Origin of the sequence: Emcibacter nanhaiensis (assembly GCF_006385175.1) — a bacterium.
Lineage (GTDB): Bacteria > Pseudomonadota > Alphaproteobacteria > Sphingomonadales > Emcibacteraceae > Emcibacter > Emcibacter nanhaiensis.
The window spans coordinates 59,189-75,582 of record NZ_VFIY01000005.1 but is presented as its reverse complement, the minus strand read 5'-3'; the positions used below and the strand labels follow the sequence as shown (position 1 = coordinate 75,582).

The 16,394-nt window shown below is 57.6% G+C and carries 16 protein-coding genes; 3 read left to right on the top strand and 13 right to left on the bottom strand.

All coding sequences use genetic code 11. From position 1 onward, the window contains the following. Window positions 1–2 precede the first annotated feature (2 nt). Together rsmB and htpX are read right to left on the bottom strand one after the other, a co-directional pair. On the bottom strand, window positions 3–1,307 hold the full coding sequence (gene rsmB / locus FIV46_RS04320; RefSeq protein WP_139938785.1) for a 16S rRNA (cytosine(967)-C(5))-methyltransferase RsmB: 1,305 nt from the start codon (window positions 1,305–1,307) through the stop codon (window positions 3–5). 77 nt (window positions 1,308–1,384) lie between these two features. After that, a complete protein-coding gene (htpX, locus tag FIV46_RS04315) occupies window positions 1,385–2,362 on the bottom strand; it encodes a zinc metalloprotease HtpX (RefSeq protein ID WP_139938783.1) in 978 nt (325 codons plus the stop codon). Window positions 2,363–2,478: 116 nt separating this feature from the next. Here htpX and FIV46_RS04310 point away from each other — a divergent pair, with 116 nt between their 5' ends. The 3 genes from FIV46_RS04310 to FIV46_RS04300 all read left to right on the top strand — a co-directional run bounded on the left by FIV46_RS04310 (window position 2,479) and on the right by FIV46_RS04300 (window position 5,830). Next, on the top strand, window positions 2,479–2,637 hold the full coding sequence (locus FIV46_RS04310; protein ID WP_139938781.1) for a DUF1674 domain-containing protein: 159 nt from the start codon (window positions 2,479–2,481) through the stop codon (window positions 2,635–2,637). A 119-nt stretch (window positions 2,638–2,756) separates the two neighbouring features. Beyond that, window positions 2,757–3,272, top strand: coding sequence for a SixA phosphatase family protein (locus tag FIV46_RS04305; protein ID WP_139938779.1), 516 nt, complete (start codon window positions 2,757–2,759; stop codon window positions 3,270–3,272). Window positions 3,273–3,322: 50 nt separating this feature from the next. After that, on the top strand, window positions 3,323–5,830 hold the full coding sequence (locus tag FIV46_RS04300; protein WP_139938777.1) for a patatin-like protein: 2,508 nt from the start codon (window positions 3,323–3,325) through the stop codon (window positions 5,828–5,830). 3 nt (window positions 5,831–5,833) lie between these two features. Here the strand turns inward: FIV46_RS04300 and FIV46_RS04295 are convergent, their stop codons facing one another. The 11 genes from FIV46_RS04295 to mnmG form a co-directional block, all read right to left on the bottom strand. Continuing rightward, the gene (locus FIV46_RS04295; protein ID WP_139938775.1) at window positions 5,834–6,172 is read right to left on the bottom strand and encodes a HesB/IscA family protein; all 339 of its coding nucleotides are present in this window, start codon (window positions 6,170–6,172) and stop codon (window positions 5,834–5,836) included. Window positions 6,173–6,181: 9 nt separating this feature from the next. After that, entirely contained in the window at window positions 6,182–6,595 is a 414-nt protein-coding gene (locus FIV46_RS04290) for an SUF system Fe-S cluster assembly protein (RefSeq protein WP_139938773.1), read from the bottom strand. Between the two features lie 21 nt (window positions 6,596–6,616). Continuing rightward, complete coding sequence (locus FIV46_RS04285; protein ID WP_139938771.1) at window positions 6,617–7,867, bottom strand: cysteine desulfurase; 1,251 nt, start codon at window positions 7,865–7,867, stop codon at window positions 6,617–6,619. Continuing rightward, entirely contained in the window at window positions 7,864–9,156 is a 1,293-nt protein-coding gene (gene sufD / locus FIV46_RS04280; RefSeq protein ID WP_139938770.1) for a Fe-S cluster assembly protein SufD, read from the bottom strand. Before sufD ends, FIV46_RS04285 begins: the two co-directional genes overlap by 4 nt. Before the next feature lie 8 nt (window positions 9,157–9,164). Beyond that, entirely contained in the window at window positions 9,165–9,920 is a 756-nt protein-coding gene (sufC, locus tag FIV46_RS04275; RefSeq protein WP_139938768.1) for a Fe-S cluster assembly ATPase SufC, read from the bottom strand. A gap of 30 nt (window positions 9,921–9,950) precedes the next feature. Next, window positions 9,951–11,405 (bottom strand): Fe-S cluster assembly protein SufB, encoded by a 1,455-nt coding sequence (sufB, locus tag FIV46_RS04270; RefSeq protein ID WP_139938766.1) that lies wholly within the window; start codon window positions 11,403–11,405, stop codon window positions 9,951–9,953. A 15-nt stretch (window positions 11,406–11,420) separates the two neighbouring features. Continuing rightward, window positions 11,421–11,882 carry an SUF system Fe-S cluster assembly regulator gene (locus tag FIV46_RS04265; RefSeq protein WP_139938764.1) on the bottom strand — a complete coding sequence of 154 codons (462 nt, stop codon included), beginning with the start codon at window positions 11,880–11,882 and terminating at the stop codon, window positions 11,421–11,423. A 180-nt stretch (window positions 11,883–12,062) separates the two neighbouring features. Next, the gene (locus tag FIV46_RS04260) at window positions 12,063–12,983 is read right to left on the bottom strand and encodes a ParB/RepB/Spo0J family partition protein (RefSeq protein ID WP_139938762.1); all 921 of its coding nucleotides are present in this window, start codon (window positions 12,981–12,983) and stop codon (window positions 12,063–12,065) included. 31 nt (window positions 12,984–13,014) lie between these two features. Further along, window positions 13,015–13,827 carry a ParA family protein gene (locus tag FIV46_RS04255; RefSeq protein ID WP_139938760.1) on the bottom strand — a complete coding sequence of 271 codons (813 nt, stop codon included), beginning with the start codon at window positions 13,825–13,827 and terminating at the stop codon, window positions 13,015–13,017. Between the two features lie 23 nt (window positions 13,828–13,850). Continuing rightward, on the bottom strand, window positions 13,851–14,474 hold the full coding sequence (rsmG, locus tag FIV46_RS04250; RefSeq protein ID WP_139938758.1) for a 16S rRNA (guanine(527)-N(7))-methyltransferase RsmG: 624 nt from the start codon (window positions 14,472–14,474) through the stop codon (window positions 13,851–13,853). Between the two features lies 1 nt (window position 14,475). Then, a complete protein-coding gene (gene mnmG / locus FIV46_RS04245; protein WP_139938756.1) occupies window positions 14,476–16,353 on the bottom strand; it encodes a tRNA uridine-5-carboxymethylaminomethyl(34) synthesis enzyme MnmG in 1,878 nt (625 codons plus the stop codon). Between the last annotated feature and the right edge of the window lie 41 nt (window positions 16,354–16,394).

Below are 16,394 nucleotides of genomic sequence, written 5' to 3'. Positions count from 1 at the left end.
GTTCACCTGTCTTTCTTAAGTCTGCAGATATAAAATCCGTCCATCCCGCCGGGAGTGTGCCAGGGCAGCGTCTGGACATCGCCGTCCGGCCCGATGCTTTGCTCAAGCCCGGGCAGTTCTTCCGGCCTGATCCTGTCCCTGTTTAGCGGCAGGTCGTCCGCCAGTAAAGCCCTTATCTGCTCCGGCCCCTCCGCCGCCTCCATGGAACAGACACAATAGATCAATGTGCCGCCCGGGGCGAGCATGTCGACCGCCGAACGGAGAATCCTGCGCTGAATCTCGGCCAGACTGTCGATATCCGCCGGTGACTTTGTCCAGGCCATGTCCGGATGGCGCCGGAGCGTGCCGCTCGAGGAACAGGGCGCATCGAGCAGAATATAGGGAAAGGGCTCGTCCGGCCGGTATTCCGCCGCATCGGAGACCGCCACCGCGACCTCGAGATTGAGGCGCGTCATATTGTCGCGCAGCCGGCTCAGGCGTTTTTCAGAAATATCCACCGCCGTCACTTTACAGCCTTTGGCCGCGCTCTGCACCGCCTTGCCGCCGGGCGCCGCACAGAGATCCAGCACCCGGTCCCCGGCATGTGCGCCGAGCAGTTCCGCCGGCAGCCGCGCCGCCAGGTCCTGCACCCACCAGGCGCCCTCGTCATAGCCGGATAACTTTTCCACCTGACCGGCTCGTTTGAGTCGAACGCCTGTGAAGGGGGTCACTTCGCCGCCGAGCTTTTCCGCCCAGGCTTCCGGATTTTCCCCGGGTTTCAGGGTCAGATCGAGCGGCGGCTCCTCCAGCAGCACCGGCATGATGCGCCGGGCCGGGCCTTTGCCGAAGCGCTCCAGCCAGCTGTTGCGCAACCATTTCGGCACATTGAGGAACAGGTCGGAAAATTTCTCGTCAAAGACGTCGCGCTCCCGGTCGATACGGCGCAGGATCGCGTTGACCAGGCCCTTCAACTGCCGGTCACCGGGATTTTTCTGGGAATCCGCAAGGCGGACACTGGAGTCCACCGCCGCATGGGCGGGCACCTCCATATAAAGAAGCTGGGTCAGGCCGAGCTGCAGAATATGCCGCACCCTGGCCTGTTTCGGGGTCAGGTTGCGGGGCGTACAAAAATTGATCATGGCGTTGAGCTGGCCGAGGCGCCTGAGGCAGGTGGTCACCAGGTGACGGACAAAGGCGCGGTCGCGCTGATCGAGGGCAGAGAATTTGCGGCAACAGTTTTCAAAGGCCCCGTCCAGGGCCTGGCCCCGGTCGAGAATCTGTTCCAACAGATAAAGTGCCGCCAAACGACTTTCCAGGTCCTGTGCCACTCTCTTTTCGCCTTCCTAAATGCTGTGCTTTGAAAGCTGGCAGTAACACAGGGCCGGGATATTGCCAAGCCTTTATGTCAGCCCCACGGGCCGCGGCGACCGGAAGGGCCGCCCGGTCTGCGTCCCGCATTGGGTACCGAAGATGTCCCGGGGCGGGTTGACGAATGACTTTTTGGCTGGCTGCGCGGACGGTCATAGTCGATGGGGCCGCGACCGCCACCACCGGCAGACATGTCTTCCAGTCTGCGGATCCGGTTCTCCATATTGGGATGGGTGGAAAAGAGATTGTCCATATTCCGGCCGTGCAGCGGATTGACGATAAACAGATGGGCGGTGGCCGGGTTATGTTCGGCCTCCTCATTGACGATCCGTTCGCTGGCGCTTTGCAGCTTGCCCAGCGCCGAGGCGAGCCACAAGGGCTGACCGCAGATTTCGGCGCCGATGCGATCCGCTTCATATTCCCGCGAGCGGCTGATGGCCATCTGCACCAGCATGGCCGCCAGCGGTGCCAGAATCATCACCAGCAGGGTGCCGATAAAGCCCAGCGGATTGTCGCGGCCGCGGCCGAAAAACAGGGCAAAATTGGCCAGCATGCCGATGGCCCCGGCCAGCGTCGCGGTGATGGTCATGGTCAGGGTATCGCGGTTTTTCACATGGGCCAGCTCATGAGCGATCACACCGGTCACTTCTTCGCGGTTGAGAATGCGCAGCAGACCGGTGGTCGCCGCCACTGCGGCATGTTCCGGGTTGCGGCCGGTGGCAAAGGCATTGGGCTGGTCATTGTCCATCAGGTAAACCCGGGGCATGGGCAGGCCGGCGCGCCGGGCCAGGCCCTCGACGATATTATGGAGTTCCGGGGCGCTGTGCCGGTCCACTTCCCGGGCACCATACATGCCGAGTACCATCTTGTCGCTGTTCCAGTAGGCGAAAGCATTCATGGCCAGGGCAATCATAAAGGCGATGACCAGACCGCCGGTATCGCCCAGCAGGTAACCGACCGCCAGAAACAGACCGGTCATGCCGGCCAGCAATATTGCCGTTCTGATATAGCCCATTGTTCTCCTCATAAGTTTTCTGATACCAGCGCCGCAAAGATCCGGCCCCTTGCGGCTTCCGTAAGAGTACCTATCTAATATGGAAACAGGTGTTTATTTCCACAAGGGTTTGACCGATGGACGATACAAAAAACGAGACGAAAAATACCGTCGACAAGGAAGAAACAGAAAAAACCGCCCCTGAAGCCCCGGCAAAGGAGATCGGTGGCCGGGACGGGCCGGACCCGGTGCGCTATGGCGACTGGGAGAACAACGGCATCGCTTCTGATTTTTAAAGTTGTGCAAAACAACTATGATATTTTAAATATACAACATAGTTGTCATATGGTTGAAATCAACAAACCCTAAAGCTGTTGTAAGTGTCTCTCCCCTTTTTGAAAGAGAGGACAATAAAATGAAAAGACTTCTGCTGCTGCGCCATGCCAAATCAAGCCATGACGATCCCGGGCTCAAGGATATCGAGCGCCCGCTGAATGATCGTGGCGTGATGGCTTCCCATTTGATGGGGCGCTATTTGCAGGAGCAGGGTCTGACCCCGGATTTCATCCTGTGTTCACCGGCAGTGCGCACCCGGCAGACCCACAAGAACCTGGTTCAACACTTCGAACAAAAGGTGCCGGTTTCCTTTCCCGATAATCTCTATATGGCCCAGCCGAGCATGGTGCTGGACATCATCCGGGATCTGGACAGCAAATATGACACCCTTCTGCTGATCGGCCATAATCCCACTATCAACCTGCTGGCCCACGACCTCAACGACGGCAAAAACCGGGAGGACCACCGGCGCCTGATCGAAAAATATCCCACCGGCGCCCTGACCGTGCTTGATTTCAAGTGCACGGACTGGAAAGACGTCGATCGCAAGACCGCGCGGCTGGAACGGTTCATCTGCCCTAAAGATTTGATTTAAAAAACATATGAGCTAAACTGTCCGGCAGAACAACAAGCTCACGGGTCTTCATGCGGGAAAAGGAACTCAGATTCGCCCTGGTCTGCTTCGGCGGCATCTCTCTGGCCATCTATATCCATGGCGTGACCAAGGAAATCCTCAAGCTGGCCCGGGCGTCAAAGGCCTTTCATTTCAGCCCCGACCCCAGTGCGGAAAGCAAGCAGCGCTACATCTATCCCAACGAGAATGTCACTGACCTGACCGACACGGAGCTGGTCTATTTCGATATTCTCAAGTCATTCGCCCCGGACCTGGAGCTGCGGGTGATTGTCGATACCATCGCCGGGGCCTCCGCCGGCGGCATGAACAGCATCTTTCTCGGCCGCTGCCTGGCCCATGACCTGAATATGGACCATTTGCGTGATCACTGGCTTGATGAAGCGGACGTCAGCCGCCTGGTGGGGGAAAAGAAGCCACCCGGCCGGCTGGAAAAATTGTTCACCAAACCACTGATCAACATGTTCAGCAACCGTTTCCTGGTCGATGTGCAGCTCAAGGAAAAAGTGCGGGAGAAACTGCCGGCGCTGCTCAATATCTGGAACCTGAAGCCGCCCTTTGACGGCAAGCACCTGCTGGGCCTGATTTACCGCGGTCTCGACCGCATGGGTGACGGCAGCCGCCATTCCCTGCTGCCCCGGGGCCACCAGCTCGACCTGTTCGTCACCCTGACCGATTATCACGGCTTCCGGCGCTATATCCCCATCAATGATCCGCCGATTATCGAGGAACGCGAACATCGCCACCGGCTGAAATTCTCTTACTTCAAGGGACTTTTCACCTCCGTGCCCGAGGACAGCTTCAGTGACTTTGAAAAAAAGGACCTGCCGGCGCTGAGTTTCGCCTCCCGGGCCACCGCCTGTTACCCCGGGGCGTTTCCGCCGGCACAGCTCAGGGAGGTGGATCATTTTCTTAAGGATCTGGGACAGGACTGGGCGGAAAAGGAGAATTTCCTGGACCGAAATTTCAGGGATTACCGCCTGGCCGGACTGGACCCGCACAAGACCTCCTTCCTGGACGGCAGCATCCTGAACAACAAACCGTTCGACCAGGTGATCTCCGCCATCCACGGCCGGCCGGCCTTTCGCAAGGTGGACCGGCGTATTGTCTATATCGACCCCAATCCGGAAGAACTGTCCATCAAGCCGACCGGCGCCCCGCCCAGCCTGCTCAATACCATCAAGGGCGCGCTGTCGGACATTCCCATGAACCAGCCCATGCATGACGACCTGATGGAAGTGCAGGCCCTGAACCAGCAGGTGCGCATCATCAAGACCGTGGTCGACAGCATCAAGCCCAATGTGGAAGCGCTGGTAAAGGAGATTTCCGCCGACGATATGAACGGCGAAGTGACCGCCGACGACATCCGTTGCTGGCGCAACCTGGCCAACGCCCGCTCGGTTGACGATGCCGGCTTTTCCTATGAAGGCTATGCCCGCCTCAAGGTGAGAAACTGCCTGACCCGCCTGACCCGCATTATCGGCGACATCTGCGACTGCCCCCCCGGCAGCGCAAAACGCCGGCAGGTCTTTTCCATCCTGCAGTGCTGGGCCTATCAGGACGAGGTAAGTTTCACCGGGCTGTATGGCCACCTGCTCAAGGAAGCCAGCGCTCGCGGCAAGCTGCTGGACTGGGTCGGCGACCTGTTCGATCGCCACAAGGAGGACGCGGAACTTCCGGCCTGGGCCCGCTTCCTGGTCAATTTCGATGTCAATTACCATCGCCGGCGGCTGCAGTTCATGATCCAGGAACTGAACAAACTATACGGCGAACATGAGCTGGACGTGCAGGCGCTGGACCGGCTCAAAGGCGATTTCTACAAGGTCCTGCAGAAGCTGGACACGCTGGAGGATATCGGGTTTGTTTCCGACCCCACCCGTAACATTATCCGGGAAATCTTTTGCCGGCTCCTCAAGGAACCTTTTGACGACGATCCCAGCAGCGAGACCAATAGCTGTTCCCTTGCCGCCGGCAAGAAGGAATTATCGATCGCCCTCGATATGCTGGCCCAGGACCTCAACCTGGATAAATTCCGGGCCGTGGCGGACGGCCTGATCGCCGAGCAGAACAACCTGTCCTGGCAGGAAACCGTCGGCCATGAGCTGACCGTGTCCTATCTGGGCTTCGCCTTCTGGGATGTGATCACCTTTTCCGTCATGGGCGCCAAGGACTTGGGGGAATTCAATGAAATCCTGGTCAACCGGATCAGCCCCAACGACGGCTCGGTGCTGAAAAAGGACCAGAATGAAATGCCTTTGCGCGGGACGGCCATGCGCTCCTTCGGCGCCTTTTTCAGCCGCGCCGACCGGGAGAATGACTATCTGTGGGGCCGGCTCAACGGCGCCGAACGGCTGATCGACATCCTTGCCAACCAGGCCTCTCTCGAACATCTGGACGAGCGGATCGATGTGAAAGCCCTTAAAAAACGGGCCTTCCTCGCCATTCTCGAAACGGAAAAGCAGCACCTCAGCGAAGTGCCGGAACTGCTGGAAGATTTGCAGGCCCGGATCGAGGCGCTCTAGACTCTAAACGCTGAAGCTTTCGCCGCAGCCGCAGGTGCCGGTAGCATTGGGATTTTCAAAGACAAAACCGGTCTGGAACTTGTCTTCTTTGTAGTCCATGGTGCTGCCGATCAGGTAAATCATGGACATGCCGTCGATATAGACAGTTACCCCCTTGTCGGTCACTTTCTCGTCGCCGGGGGTTTCCTCGTCCACATAATCCACCTTGTAACTGAGGCCGTTACAGCCCTTGGTGGTGGTGCCGAGGCGCACGCCGAGGGACGGCTTGCCGCGCTGCGCGAGCAGGAATTTGATCCGGTCCGCAGCGGCATCGGAAATTTGCAATACGGCTTCTGCTGACATCATCTTCTCCTACATAAATCCCATCTCGAGGCGGGCGGCTTCGCTCATCATGCTCATGTCCCACGGCGGATCCCACACCAGCTCCACACTCACAGTGCCGACACCGTCCACATCGCGGACCTTGAGCTCGATCTCCCCGGGCATGCTTTCCGCCACCGGACAATGGGGGGTGGTCAGGGTCATGACGATGGTGACATCGGCGGTGTCGGAAATGACCACATCATAGATCAGGCCCATCTCGTAAATATTGACCGGGATCTCCGGATCATAGATTTCCCGCAGCACCTCGACAATCTTCTGGTTCAGCGCGCGCCGTTCTTCCTCGCTGATCGCCGGGCCGCCGGAAGTTGCCTTAACGTCCTTTTCCTTTTGAGGATCCTTGTCCTTGTCGTCGCGATTATAAAATCCGTCCAGAAAGCTCATCTTGTTAGTTACCCTGAGTATTTAGCCGAATATCCGGTTCACTTTGTCGAGACCGGCCACCAGCCGGTCAATATCTTCAAATGTATTATACAGGCCGAGCGAGGCCCGGGCCGTAGCCGGCACATCAAAAAAGTCCATCACCGGCTGGGCGCAATGATGCCCGGCGCGAATAGCGATTCCTTCCTGATCCAGGATGGTGCCGATATCATGGGGGTGGGCGTTTTCCATGGTGAAGGACAATATGCCTGCCATATGATCCGCCTGCCCCACCAGCCGCAGGCCCTTGACCTCGGCGAGACGCTCCCTGGCATAGGCCAGCAGTTTTTGTTCATGGTCCTCGATCAGGTCGAAGCCGAGGTTTTCCATATAGTCCACCGCCGCGCCCAGGCCGATGCCGCCGGCGATATGCGGGGTGCCGGCTTCGAACTTGTGCGGCAGGTCGTTATAGGTGGTTTTTTCAAAAGTCACGCTGCGGATCATGTCGCCGCCGCCCTGGTAGGGGGGCATAGCGTCCAGCAGCTCCTTGCGGCCCCACAGCACACCGACCCCGGTCGGACCATACATCTTGTGGCCGGAAAAGGCATAAAAATCCGCATCCAGATCCTGCACGTCGACCCGGGTATGGGGAATCGCCTGGCAGCCGTCCACCAGCACCAGCGCGCCGACCTTGTGCGCGGCCCTGATGATCTCCTTGATCGGGGTGATGGTGCCGAGGCTGTTGGAGATATGGGTGATGGCCACCAGTTTAGTCTTCTCAGACAACAATTTCTCATATTCGTCAAACAGGAAATTGCCCTTGTCGTCGATCGGCGCCACCTGAATGACAAAGTCCTTTTCATCCCGTACCATCTGCCAGGGCACGATGTTGCTGTGATGCTCCATGCGGCTGAGGATGATCTCGTCACCGGGGCCCAGGTTCTGCCGGCCCCAGGTCGCGGCCACCAGGTTGATGGCTTCGGTGGCACCGCGGACAAAAATGATTTCCTTGTCGTCGGGAGCATTGATGAAATTCTTCAGCCGGCCGCGCGCCTCTTCATAGAGCTGGGTGCCAAGCTGGGACAGATAATAAACCCCACGGTGAATATTGGAATATTCACAGGAATAATAATGACTGAGTCGCTCGATCACCTGGCGCGGTTTCTGGGCGCTGGCGCCGCTGTCGAGGAAGGTCAGCGGTTTGCCGTGGATCTGCTGCTCGAAAATCGGGAAATCGCGGCGGATCTCCTCGATATTATAGTTTGATTTCAGTGCCTTGGGATTATGTGACGTCATGAGTTCACCCCGCTTGCTGCGAGCCAGTCCCGGATCCGGGACTGGAAGGCCTCGCGCAATTCTTCATTGTCCAGTTCCTCAAACACCTCGGCGAGGAACGCCTGCACCAGCATGGCGCGGGCTTCTGCCGGAGAAAGACCGCGGCTTTCCAGATAAAACAGCGCCATCTCATCCAGCTCGCCGACCGTCGCCCCATGGGAACATTTCACGTCATCGGCGAAAATCAGCAATTCCGGCTTGGCGTTGGCCTGGGCCTGGCGGTCCAGCAGCAAATTCTTGCAGGACTGGTCGGCATTGGTTTTCTGGGCATCCTGTTCGACAATGACCTTGCCCTGGAAGGCGGTTTTGCCGCCCTTGTCAAGCACGCCGCGGAATACCTGCTCACTCTGGCAATGGCCCTTGGCGTGATCCATGCGGGTGAAAATATCCTGCGACTGGCCGTTGCGGGCGAGGTAAGCGCCTTTCAGGGTGACGCCGGCCTCTTCGCCGTTAAGCACTGGGAAAATTTCCGTGCGGCTCATTTCACTGCCCAGCTGCAGACTGTGGTTCTCAAACGAGGCCGCGTCCGCCAAATGCACGGTCTTGCGGTTCATATGCACCGCCTTGTCACCTTCCTGCTGCAGCGTGTAGCTGTGCAGAGCGGCCTTCTGCGCCAGCCGGATATGGGAAATATTCTGCGTCCAATAGGCCTGACCGTCAGAGCCCCTGAAACTTTCGATCAGTTCCAGGCTGGCTCCTTCACCGAGAGTGATCAGGTTCCTGGTGCGCAGTGCCTTGCGATCGGCATGCTCTTCAGCCAGATAAACGATCTCGATCGCCCCTGGAATTTCTACCCCGTCCGCCACGTCGAGCAGAAAGCCATCGGTAAACATGGCCTTGTTCAGGGCTGACAGGCTGTCTTCATCGTCGAGACTGGCAAACTGGGCAAGTTGATCCTGGGTTGCCTTGCTCAGAGGAGTAAGAGTCAGACCCGTGATATCGGCCAGGTTTGAACGAACCGCGGAGAAGAAACCATTGACAAACACCAGCCGGGCGGCCGAGGAAAAGCGGGCCGCTTCCGCCCCGGCGCCGTCGGTTCTTTCCGCCACAGAGAAGGTTCCCGCCGCCAGTTTGGTCAGATTGCTGTATTTCCATTCTTCCACCTTGGGCCCGGGCAGGCCGGCGGCACGGAAGCTGTCGTATGCAGACTGACGCGCGTCGGCAAGAACCACCGGCCCCGGCAGTTTGTCCCTGACGTCTTCGAAATCCCCGGCCACCGCCGGACTGTCGATATAGCGTTTTAAAGTCATAATCTGTCTCAGGCCGCCGTATCCTCGATGCCGATCCCGGCATATCCTTCTTTTTCCAGCACCAGCGCCAGTTCCTTGCCGCCGGACTTGACGATCCGGCCATCAGCCAGCACATGAACAAAATCCGGCACCACATAATCCAGCAGCCGCTGGTAATGGGTGATCAGCAAGATGGATTTTTCCGGACTGCGCAGCCGGTTGATGCCTTCGGACACCACCCGCAGCGCGTCGATATCGAGACCGCTGTCGGTTTCATCGAGCAGGGCGAACACCGGATCCAGCACCGCCATCTGCACCATTTCATTGCGTTTTTTCTCGCCACCGGAAAAGCCGACATTAACCGGACGTTTCAGCATTTCCGGATCAAGATCCAGTTCCTTGGCCTTTTCCCGCACCAGTTTCAGCAGCTCCACCGCCGGCATGTCTTCCTCGCCGCGGTATTTGCGCAGGCTGTTGACCGCCGTCTTCAGGAAATTCATGTTGGACACGCCGGGGATTTCCACCGGATACTGGAACCCGAGGAACATGCCTTCGCCGGCGCGCTCGTGGGCGTCGAGGTCGAGCAGGTTTTTGCCGCGGAACAGCACTTCGCCGTCAGTAATCTCATAGCCGTCGCGTCCGGCCAGGGCATAGCTCAGGGTGCTTTTCCCGGCGCCGTTCGGGCCCATAATCGCGTGCACTTCACCGTCACCGATGTTGAGATCGACGCCTTTGAGGATTTCCTTGTCCCCGACTTTTACATGTAAATTCTTGATTTCGAGCATTTTCCTGGGTCTTTTTCTTTAATAATTGTCTTAGCCAACACTGCCTTCAAGGCTGATGCCCAGCAGCTTCTGCGCCTCCACGGCAAATTCCATGGGCAGCTGCTGCATCACATCCTTGCAGAAGCCGTTGACGATCAGGGCCACAGATTCCTCGGGGTCAAGACCGCGCTGCTGGCAGTAGAACATCTGGTCGTCACTGATTTTCGAGGTGGTGGCCTCATGTTCCAGCTGGGCGGTCGGGTTCTGCGCCTCGATATAGGGCACCGTATGAGCGCCGCAGCGGTCGCCGATCAGCAGGCTGTCGCACTGGGTGAAATTGCGGGCATTTTCTGCCGTACCCATCACCCGCACCAGGCCGCGGTAGGTCTGTTGCGCCTGGCCGGCGGAGATGCCCTTGGAAATGATGGTGCTTTTGGTGTTTTTGCCGATATGGATCATCTTGGTGCCGGTGTCGGCCTGCTGGTGGTGGTTGGTGATCGCCACCGAATAGAATTCACCGACCGAATTATCGCCCTGCAGGATACAGCTCGGATATTTCCAGGTCACCGCCGAACCGGTTTCCACCTGGGTCCAGCTGATTTTGGAATTCTTGCCGCGGCAGGCGCCGCGCTTGGTGACAAAATTATAAATGCCGCCCTTGCCGTCCTTGTCGCCGGGATACCAGTTCTGCACGGTGGAATATTTGATTTCCGCATCATCCAGGGCAATCAGCTCCACCACCGCGGCATGAAGCTGGTTTTCATCGCGCATCGGCGCGGTACAGCCCTCGAGGTAGGAGACATAAGAGCCTTCATCGGCAATGATCAGGGTCCGTTCAAACTGGCCGGTATTGGCTTCGTTGATCCGGAAATAGGTGCTGAGCTCCATGGGGCAGCGCACGCCCTTGGGAATATACACAAAGGTGCCGTCGGAAAAGACCGCGCTGTTAAGCGTGGCATAGAAATTGTCATGCACCGGCACCACGGTGCCGAGATATTTTTTCATCAGCTCCGGATAATCGCGGGCCGCTTCGGAAATGGAGCAGAAAATCACCCCGGCTTCCTTGAGCTTTTCCCGGAAAGTGGTCGCCACCGACACACTGTCGAACACCACATCGACCGCAACCCCGGCCAGAACCTCTTGTTCTTTCAGGGAAATTCCCAGTTTTTCGTAGGTCCGCAGCAGCTCCGGATCCACTTCCTCCAGGCTTTTCGGCCGGTCATCCTGGGATTTCGGGGCAGAATAATAATAGATGTCCTGGAAGTCGATTTCCGGATAGTCCACCAGGGCCCAGTCCGGCTCTTCCATTTTCTGCCACATGGCAAAGGCCTTCAGCCGCCAGTCCAGCAGCCACTCCGGCTCCTGTTTCTTGGCGGAGATAAACCGGATGATGTCCTCGTTCAGGCCCTTTTCCGCCTTGACCGATTCAATATCCGTGTAAAATCCGTATTTATAGTCGCCCGATACTTCTTCGACCGTTTTACGGGCTTCTTCCGTTGCAGCCATTCAATAACTCCGGCTTTAATTCACAGTCTTTGCAGCAGGCCGGTCCTCCCGGTCGCTGCCGATAAAATCCGGTATGGGGGAAACCATTTCAGACAGCCGGACGCTGCTCAGCGCCGCTTTCACCGCCTGGTTGATCCGGTGCCATTGACCGCGGGTGCCGCAGGAGGCCTGAAAGTCACAGCCGTCATCTGCCACATCCAGGCAGTTGGTTAATTGCACCGGGCCGTCCACAGCCTCAATAATGTTGGCGATGGTAATCTCGTCCGCATCGCTCTTGAGGCTGAAACCGCCGTTCAGCCCGCGGTGCGAGGTGAGCAGGTCGGCCCTGACCAGCATGCCGAGGATCTTGCTCACCGTCGGCGCCGGAATACCCGTATTCCCGGCAATTTCCGTTGCCGGATGCACATGGTCAGGCCTCAGCGCAATATGGCTCATCAAAACCACAGCGTAATCCGCCAGGTTAGAGAGTTTGATCATGTTATTTTCCCATCACAAAGCTCCGGCGTCTCGAAAACACCGGGCTTTTACCACCAATCCATACCAATTTGGTATCTTTTAAATGGCGATCCTGGACGGGAAAGTCAATGGAAATCGGACCAATTTGGTCTGTTTTATTAAGTTATTCCGAAATATCGGGAAATTTAACCGCAAATGGGTTCAGAATTCCTCGTTTCCGGACAGTCTCTGGCAGATATCATCCAGCTGTTCCAGGGTTTTATAGCGGATTCGCACCTCGCCCCCCTTGTTGTCCTGGAAATCAATCTGCACCCTGAGGCCGAGCGACTCACTGAGATCATTCTCCAGCGCCAGGGTATCCGCGTCCTTTGCGCCGGGCGAAACAGCCGATTTGGTCTCCAGCGGTTGTTTGGGACCCTTGGCTTCCTTGGCGATTTTCTCGGCCTGGCGCACACTGAGACCTTCCTCGATAATGCGGGCCGCCAGCTTTTCCGGATTTTCTGCCGTAATCAGGGCGCGGGCATGGCCCATGCTCAGCAATCCATCCATCAGCATATCCTGGACTTTTTTCGGCAGGGCCAGCAGGCGCAGGATATTGGCGATATGACTGCGGCTTTTTCCGACGATCTTGCCCAGTTTCTCCTGGGTATGGCCGAATTCATCGATCAGCCGCTGATACCCCAGCGCTTCCTCGATCGGGGTCAGGTCGTGGCGCTGGACGTTTTCAATAATGGCGATTTCCAGCGCTTCGCCGTCGGTCAGCTCGCGGACAATGACCGGCACCTTGTGCAGGCCGGCGGCCTGGGCGGCGCGCCAGCGCCGCTCCCCGGCGATGATTTCATAGGCCTCAGCCCCTTTGGGACGCACGAGGATCGGCTGCAGGATCCCCTTTTCGCGGATCGACTCCACCAGATCCCGGGCCTTTTCCTCGTCAAAATACTTGCGCGGCTGATAGGCATTGGCTTTCAGGAACTCAATCGGCAGCTCCCGGTCCGGCCGGGCCGGCGCACTCTCTCCCTTTTCAACGGCGGCATATTCCCGGTCGGTGGACCCCAGAAGGGCGGAAAGGCCTTTGCCCAGCCCTTTCTGGCTTTTTGCTTTTACTTTTTCTTCTTTGGTCATATCACTTAAGTCTTTGATATTATTATGTTATTTATGCGGCACGGAAGTTTTTCTCACGCCGGAGAAGCTCGGTCGCAAGCCGGATATAAGCCTGGCTGCCGGTGCATTTATGATCATAGAGCAGCGCCGGCTTGCCGTGCGACGGCGCTTCGGAAATCCGTACGTTCCGGGGAATCACCGTCTTGAACACCTTGTCGCCCAGATAGCTGCGCACATCCTGCGCCACCTGGCCGGACAGGTTATTACGTCCGTCATACATGGTCAGGACAATGCCCTCGATTTTCAGCTTCGGATTAAAGTTGGCCTGGACGGTTTCAATGGTCCGGAGCAGCAGGCTTAGCCCTTCGAGGGCGAAAAACTCGCATTGCAGCGGCACAATCACGGAATCCGCTGCCGACAGGGCATTCAGGGTCAGCAGATTGAGCGACGGCGGGCAATCAATCAGAATATAGTCAAATTGCTCGACTGCCGGGTCCTTGAAGGCATTTCTCAGCCGGAAGGTGCGCTGCGCCTGGTCCACCAGCTCCAGTTCCGCCCCGGTCAGGTCAATGGTGGACGATACCAGAAACAGCCGCGGGATATCGGTTTTCTCGATGGCATCGGACAGAGTTGCTTCCTCCATCATCACGTCGTAGCTGGTGATGTCCCGGTTATCGCGCTCGCGGCCGACGCCGGTGCTGGCGTTGCCCTGGGGATCCAGATCCACAATCAGAACATTTTTCCGGGCCGCCGCCAGGGCCGTGCCCAGGTTGATGGTGGTGGTGGTTTTTCCCACCCCGCCCTTCTGGTTGGCGATGGCAATAATTTCAGGCTTTTTCCGGTCTGTGGATAAGTTTGTGGACATTTATTTTTATTCCTGCTCTCTAATCAGCCGCGAGGCCTTATTCTGCCTAGTTTCAGGATCATACCCGATTCTTCAGTTTTGCTTGTGTATTTTTCCACGTGAAACTGCCAGTTTTTTTCCGCTTCCGCCAGTTCCTCCTGCCAGGTCTTCCCCTTGGGAAACAGGCAGACGGTCTCCTCCGTAATAAAACCGCTCAGCAACTGTAGCAGTTTATCGATGGTGGCCAAAGCCCGGGAGGTGACAAAATCGACCGAAAAGGGGGTAAGTTCCTCAATCCGTTTGCAATGTACCGTCGCCGGCGCCCCGGTCTCCCTGATCACCTGGTTCATGAAGGTGCATTTTTTATTGTTGCTTTCCACCAGATGGACTTCCCCAGCCCCCATAACGGACAACACCAGCCCCGGAAAGCCGGCGCCGCTGCCGATATCGAGGATTTTCAGGGTTCCCAGCCGTTCTTTCGGCAAAAGCTCCATGACCTGGGCGGAATCATAGAAATGGCGCCACCATTTGTCGCTGATGGTTGTCGGGCTGACCAGATTGATGCGTTTCTGCCATTTTTCCAGCAGATCCGCATATATCTCCAGCTTTTCCCGGGTTTCACGTGGAACATTAATCTCGTGGAAAAAGTCGTCCGGCCCAAATCTCATGTTATGCCGAGGCCCTGTTGTCTTTTCTTTTCACAAAACGCAACAGGGTGGTCAGCGCCGCCGGAGTCACACCGGAGATTCGGCCTGCGGCACCCAGTGTCGCCGGTTTGGCCTGTTTCAGCTTTTCCCGGATCTCGTTGGAAAGGCCGTCGATTTTCTGGTAATCCAGATCCAGCGGCAGCAGCAGGTTTTCATCCTTGCGGAAAGCGAGGATATCCGCCTCCTGGCGCTCCAGATAACCGCTGTAGGTGGCATCGATTTCCAGCTGTTCGGCGATTTCCGGGGAAATGTTCCCCAGTTCCGGCCAGATAGCGGCCAGTTTCGGCAAATCAATATCGGGATAGGACAGTAACGTCATGGCCGAGCGGGCCACCCCGTCCTTGTTGATTTTCAGGCCGTATTTCTCCGCTTCATTGGGGGTAATCTTCAATTCCGCCGCCAGATTGCGGTATTTGGCCAGAGTTTCAGCTTTTTCGGCAAAAGCCCTAGACCGGTCCGAGGAAATCACCCCGATCTCTTCCCCAAGCGGGGTCAGGCGCTGGTCGGCATTGTCCGCCCGGAGCTTGAGGCGATATTCGGCGCGCGAGGTGAACATGCGGTAGGGTTCCCGGGTGCCCTTGGTAACCAGGTCGTCAATCATCACCCCGATATAAGCGTCGGCGCGGTCGAGATAGAATTCATGTGAATTGCCGGCCGCCAGCGCCGCATTGATTCCGGCCATCAGGCCCTGCGCCGCCGCTTCTTCATAGCCGGTGGTGCCGTTGATCTGGCCTGCGAAATAAAGGCCGGCGGCTTTCTTGGTTTCCAGCGTCGCCAGAAGCTCCCGCGGATCGACGAAATCATATTCGATGGCATAGCCGGGCTGGAGGATTTCCACATGTTCCAGACCCGGGATACTTCTTATATAGGCGTCCTGCACGTCCACCGGCAGGGAGGTGGAAATACCGTTGGGATAGACCGTGTCATCATCCAGTCCCTCGGGCTCGAGGAAAATCTGGTGCGAGCTTTTATCGGCAAAACGGACAATTTTGTCTTCAATGGACGGACAGTAACGCGGGCCGGTGCCTTCAATATTGCCGCTGTACATGGCGGAACGATGCAGGTTATCGCGGATAATCTGGTGGGTTTTCTCGGTGGTATTGGTGATATAGCAGTCGATCTGCGGCACCGTGATCCGGTCGGTCAGGAACGAAAAGGGGATTTGCGGGTCGTCGCCCTTCTGCGCATCACAGACGGACCAGTCGATGGTTTTGCCGTTGAGCCGCGCCGGAGTACCGGTTTTCAGGCGCCCCAGTTCAAAGCCGATTTTCATCAGGGTTTTGGACAATCCCAATGACGGCGCCTCGCCGACCCGGCCGGCCGGAGTCTGTTGGTCGCCGATATGGATCATACCGCGCAGGAAGGTCCCGGTGGTCAGTACCACGCGTCCGGCCCGAATCTCCTCGCCCTCCGCCGTGATGACTCCTTCCACCAGCGGACGACCATCCGGGCCTTCGACCACGATCAGGTCTTCCGCCGCGGAAGCTTTCACATCGAGGTTTTCATAACCCAGGACAAAGTCCTGCATCGCCGCACGGTACAGCTTGCGGTCGGCCTGGGTTCTCGGCCCCCGTACTGCCGGGCCTTTACGGCGATTGAGCATGCGGAACTGGATCCCGGCCGCGTCAGCCACCCGACCCATCAGGCCGTCCAGGGCGTCGATTTCCCGCACCAGATGCCCCTTGCCGAGACCGCCGATGGCCGGGTTACAGGACATTTCGCCGATGGTTTCCACCTTGTGGGTCAGCAGAAGCGTCCGGGCACCCAGGCGCGCCGAAGCCGCGGCTGCTTCACAGCCGGCGTGTCCTCCACCGATTACAATCACATCATACTGGAACATCAAAAATTTCCCGGGATATCCTGTTGCCCTGACAAGTCGGC

What these genes read in the sequence shown, in the direction of transcription:
- FIV46_RS04255 (WP_139938760.1), bottom strand. Translation starts at nt 13,827, where the DNA reads ATGTCCACAAACTTATCCACAGACCGGAAAAAGCCTGAAATTATTGCC.
- htpX (WP_139938783.1), bottom strand. Translation starts at nt 2,362, where the DNA reads ATGGGCTATATCAGAACGGCAATATTGCTGGCCGGCATGACCGGTCTG.
- sufC (WP_139938768.1), bottom strand. Translation starts at nt 9,920, where the DNA reads ATGCTCGAAATCAAGAATTTACATGTAAAAGTCGGGGACAAGGAAATC.
- FIV46_RS04295 (WP_139938775.1), bottom strand. Translation starts at nt 6,172, where the DNA reads ATGTCAGCAGAAGCCGTATTGCAAATTTCCGATGCCGCTGCGGACCGG.
- FIV46_RS04260 (WP_139938762.1), bottom strand. Translation starts at nt 12,983, where the DNA reads ATGACCAAAGAAGAAAAAGTAAAAGCAAAAAGCCAGAAAGGGCTGGGC.
- FIV46_RS04265 (WP_139938764.1), bottom strand. Translation starts at nt 11,882, where the DNA reads ATGATCAAACTCTCTAACCTGGCGGATTACGCTGTGGTTTTGATGAGC.
- FIV46_RS04285 (WP_139938771.1), bottom strand. Translation starts at nt 7,867, where the DNA reads ATGACGTCACATAATCCCAAGGCACTGAAATCAAACTATAATATCGAG.
- sufB (WP_139938766.1), bottom strand. Translation starts at nt 11,405, where the DNA reads ATGGCTGCAACGGAAGAAGCCCGTAAAACGGTCGAAGAAGTATCGGGC.
- FIV46_RS04305 (WP_139938779.1), top strand. Translation starts at nt 2,757, where the DNA reads ATGAAAAGACTTCTGCTGCTGCGCCATGCCAAATCAAGCCATGACGAT.
- FIV46_RS04310 (WP_139938781.1), top strand. Translation starts at nt 2,479, where the DNA reads ATGGACGATACAAAAAACGAGACGAAAAATACCGTCGACAAGGAAGAA.
- sufD (WP_139938770.1), bottom strand. Translation starts at nt 9,156, where the DNA reads ATGACTTTAAAACGCTATATCGACAGTCCGGCGGTGGCCGGGGATTTC.
- FIV46_RS04300 (WP_139938777.1), top strand. Translation starts at nt 3,323, where the DNA reads ATGCGGGAAAAGGAACTCAGATTCGCCCTGGTCTGCTTCGGCGGCATC.
- mnmG (WP_139938756.1), bottom strand. Translation starts at nt 16,353, where the DNA reads ATGTTCCAGTATGATGTGATTGTAATCGGTGGAGGACACGCCGGCTGT.
- FIV46_RS04290 (WP_139938773.1), bottom strand. Translation starts at nt 6,595, where the DNA reads ATGAGCTTTCTGGACGGATTTTATAATCGCGACGACAAGGACAAGGAT.
- rsmG (WP_139938758.1), bottom strand. Translation starts at nt 14,474, where the DNA reads ATGAGATTTGGGCCGGACGACTTTTTCCACGAGATTAATGTTCCACGT.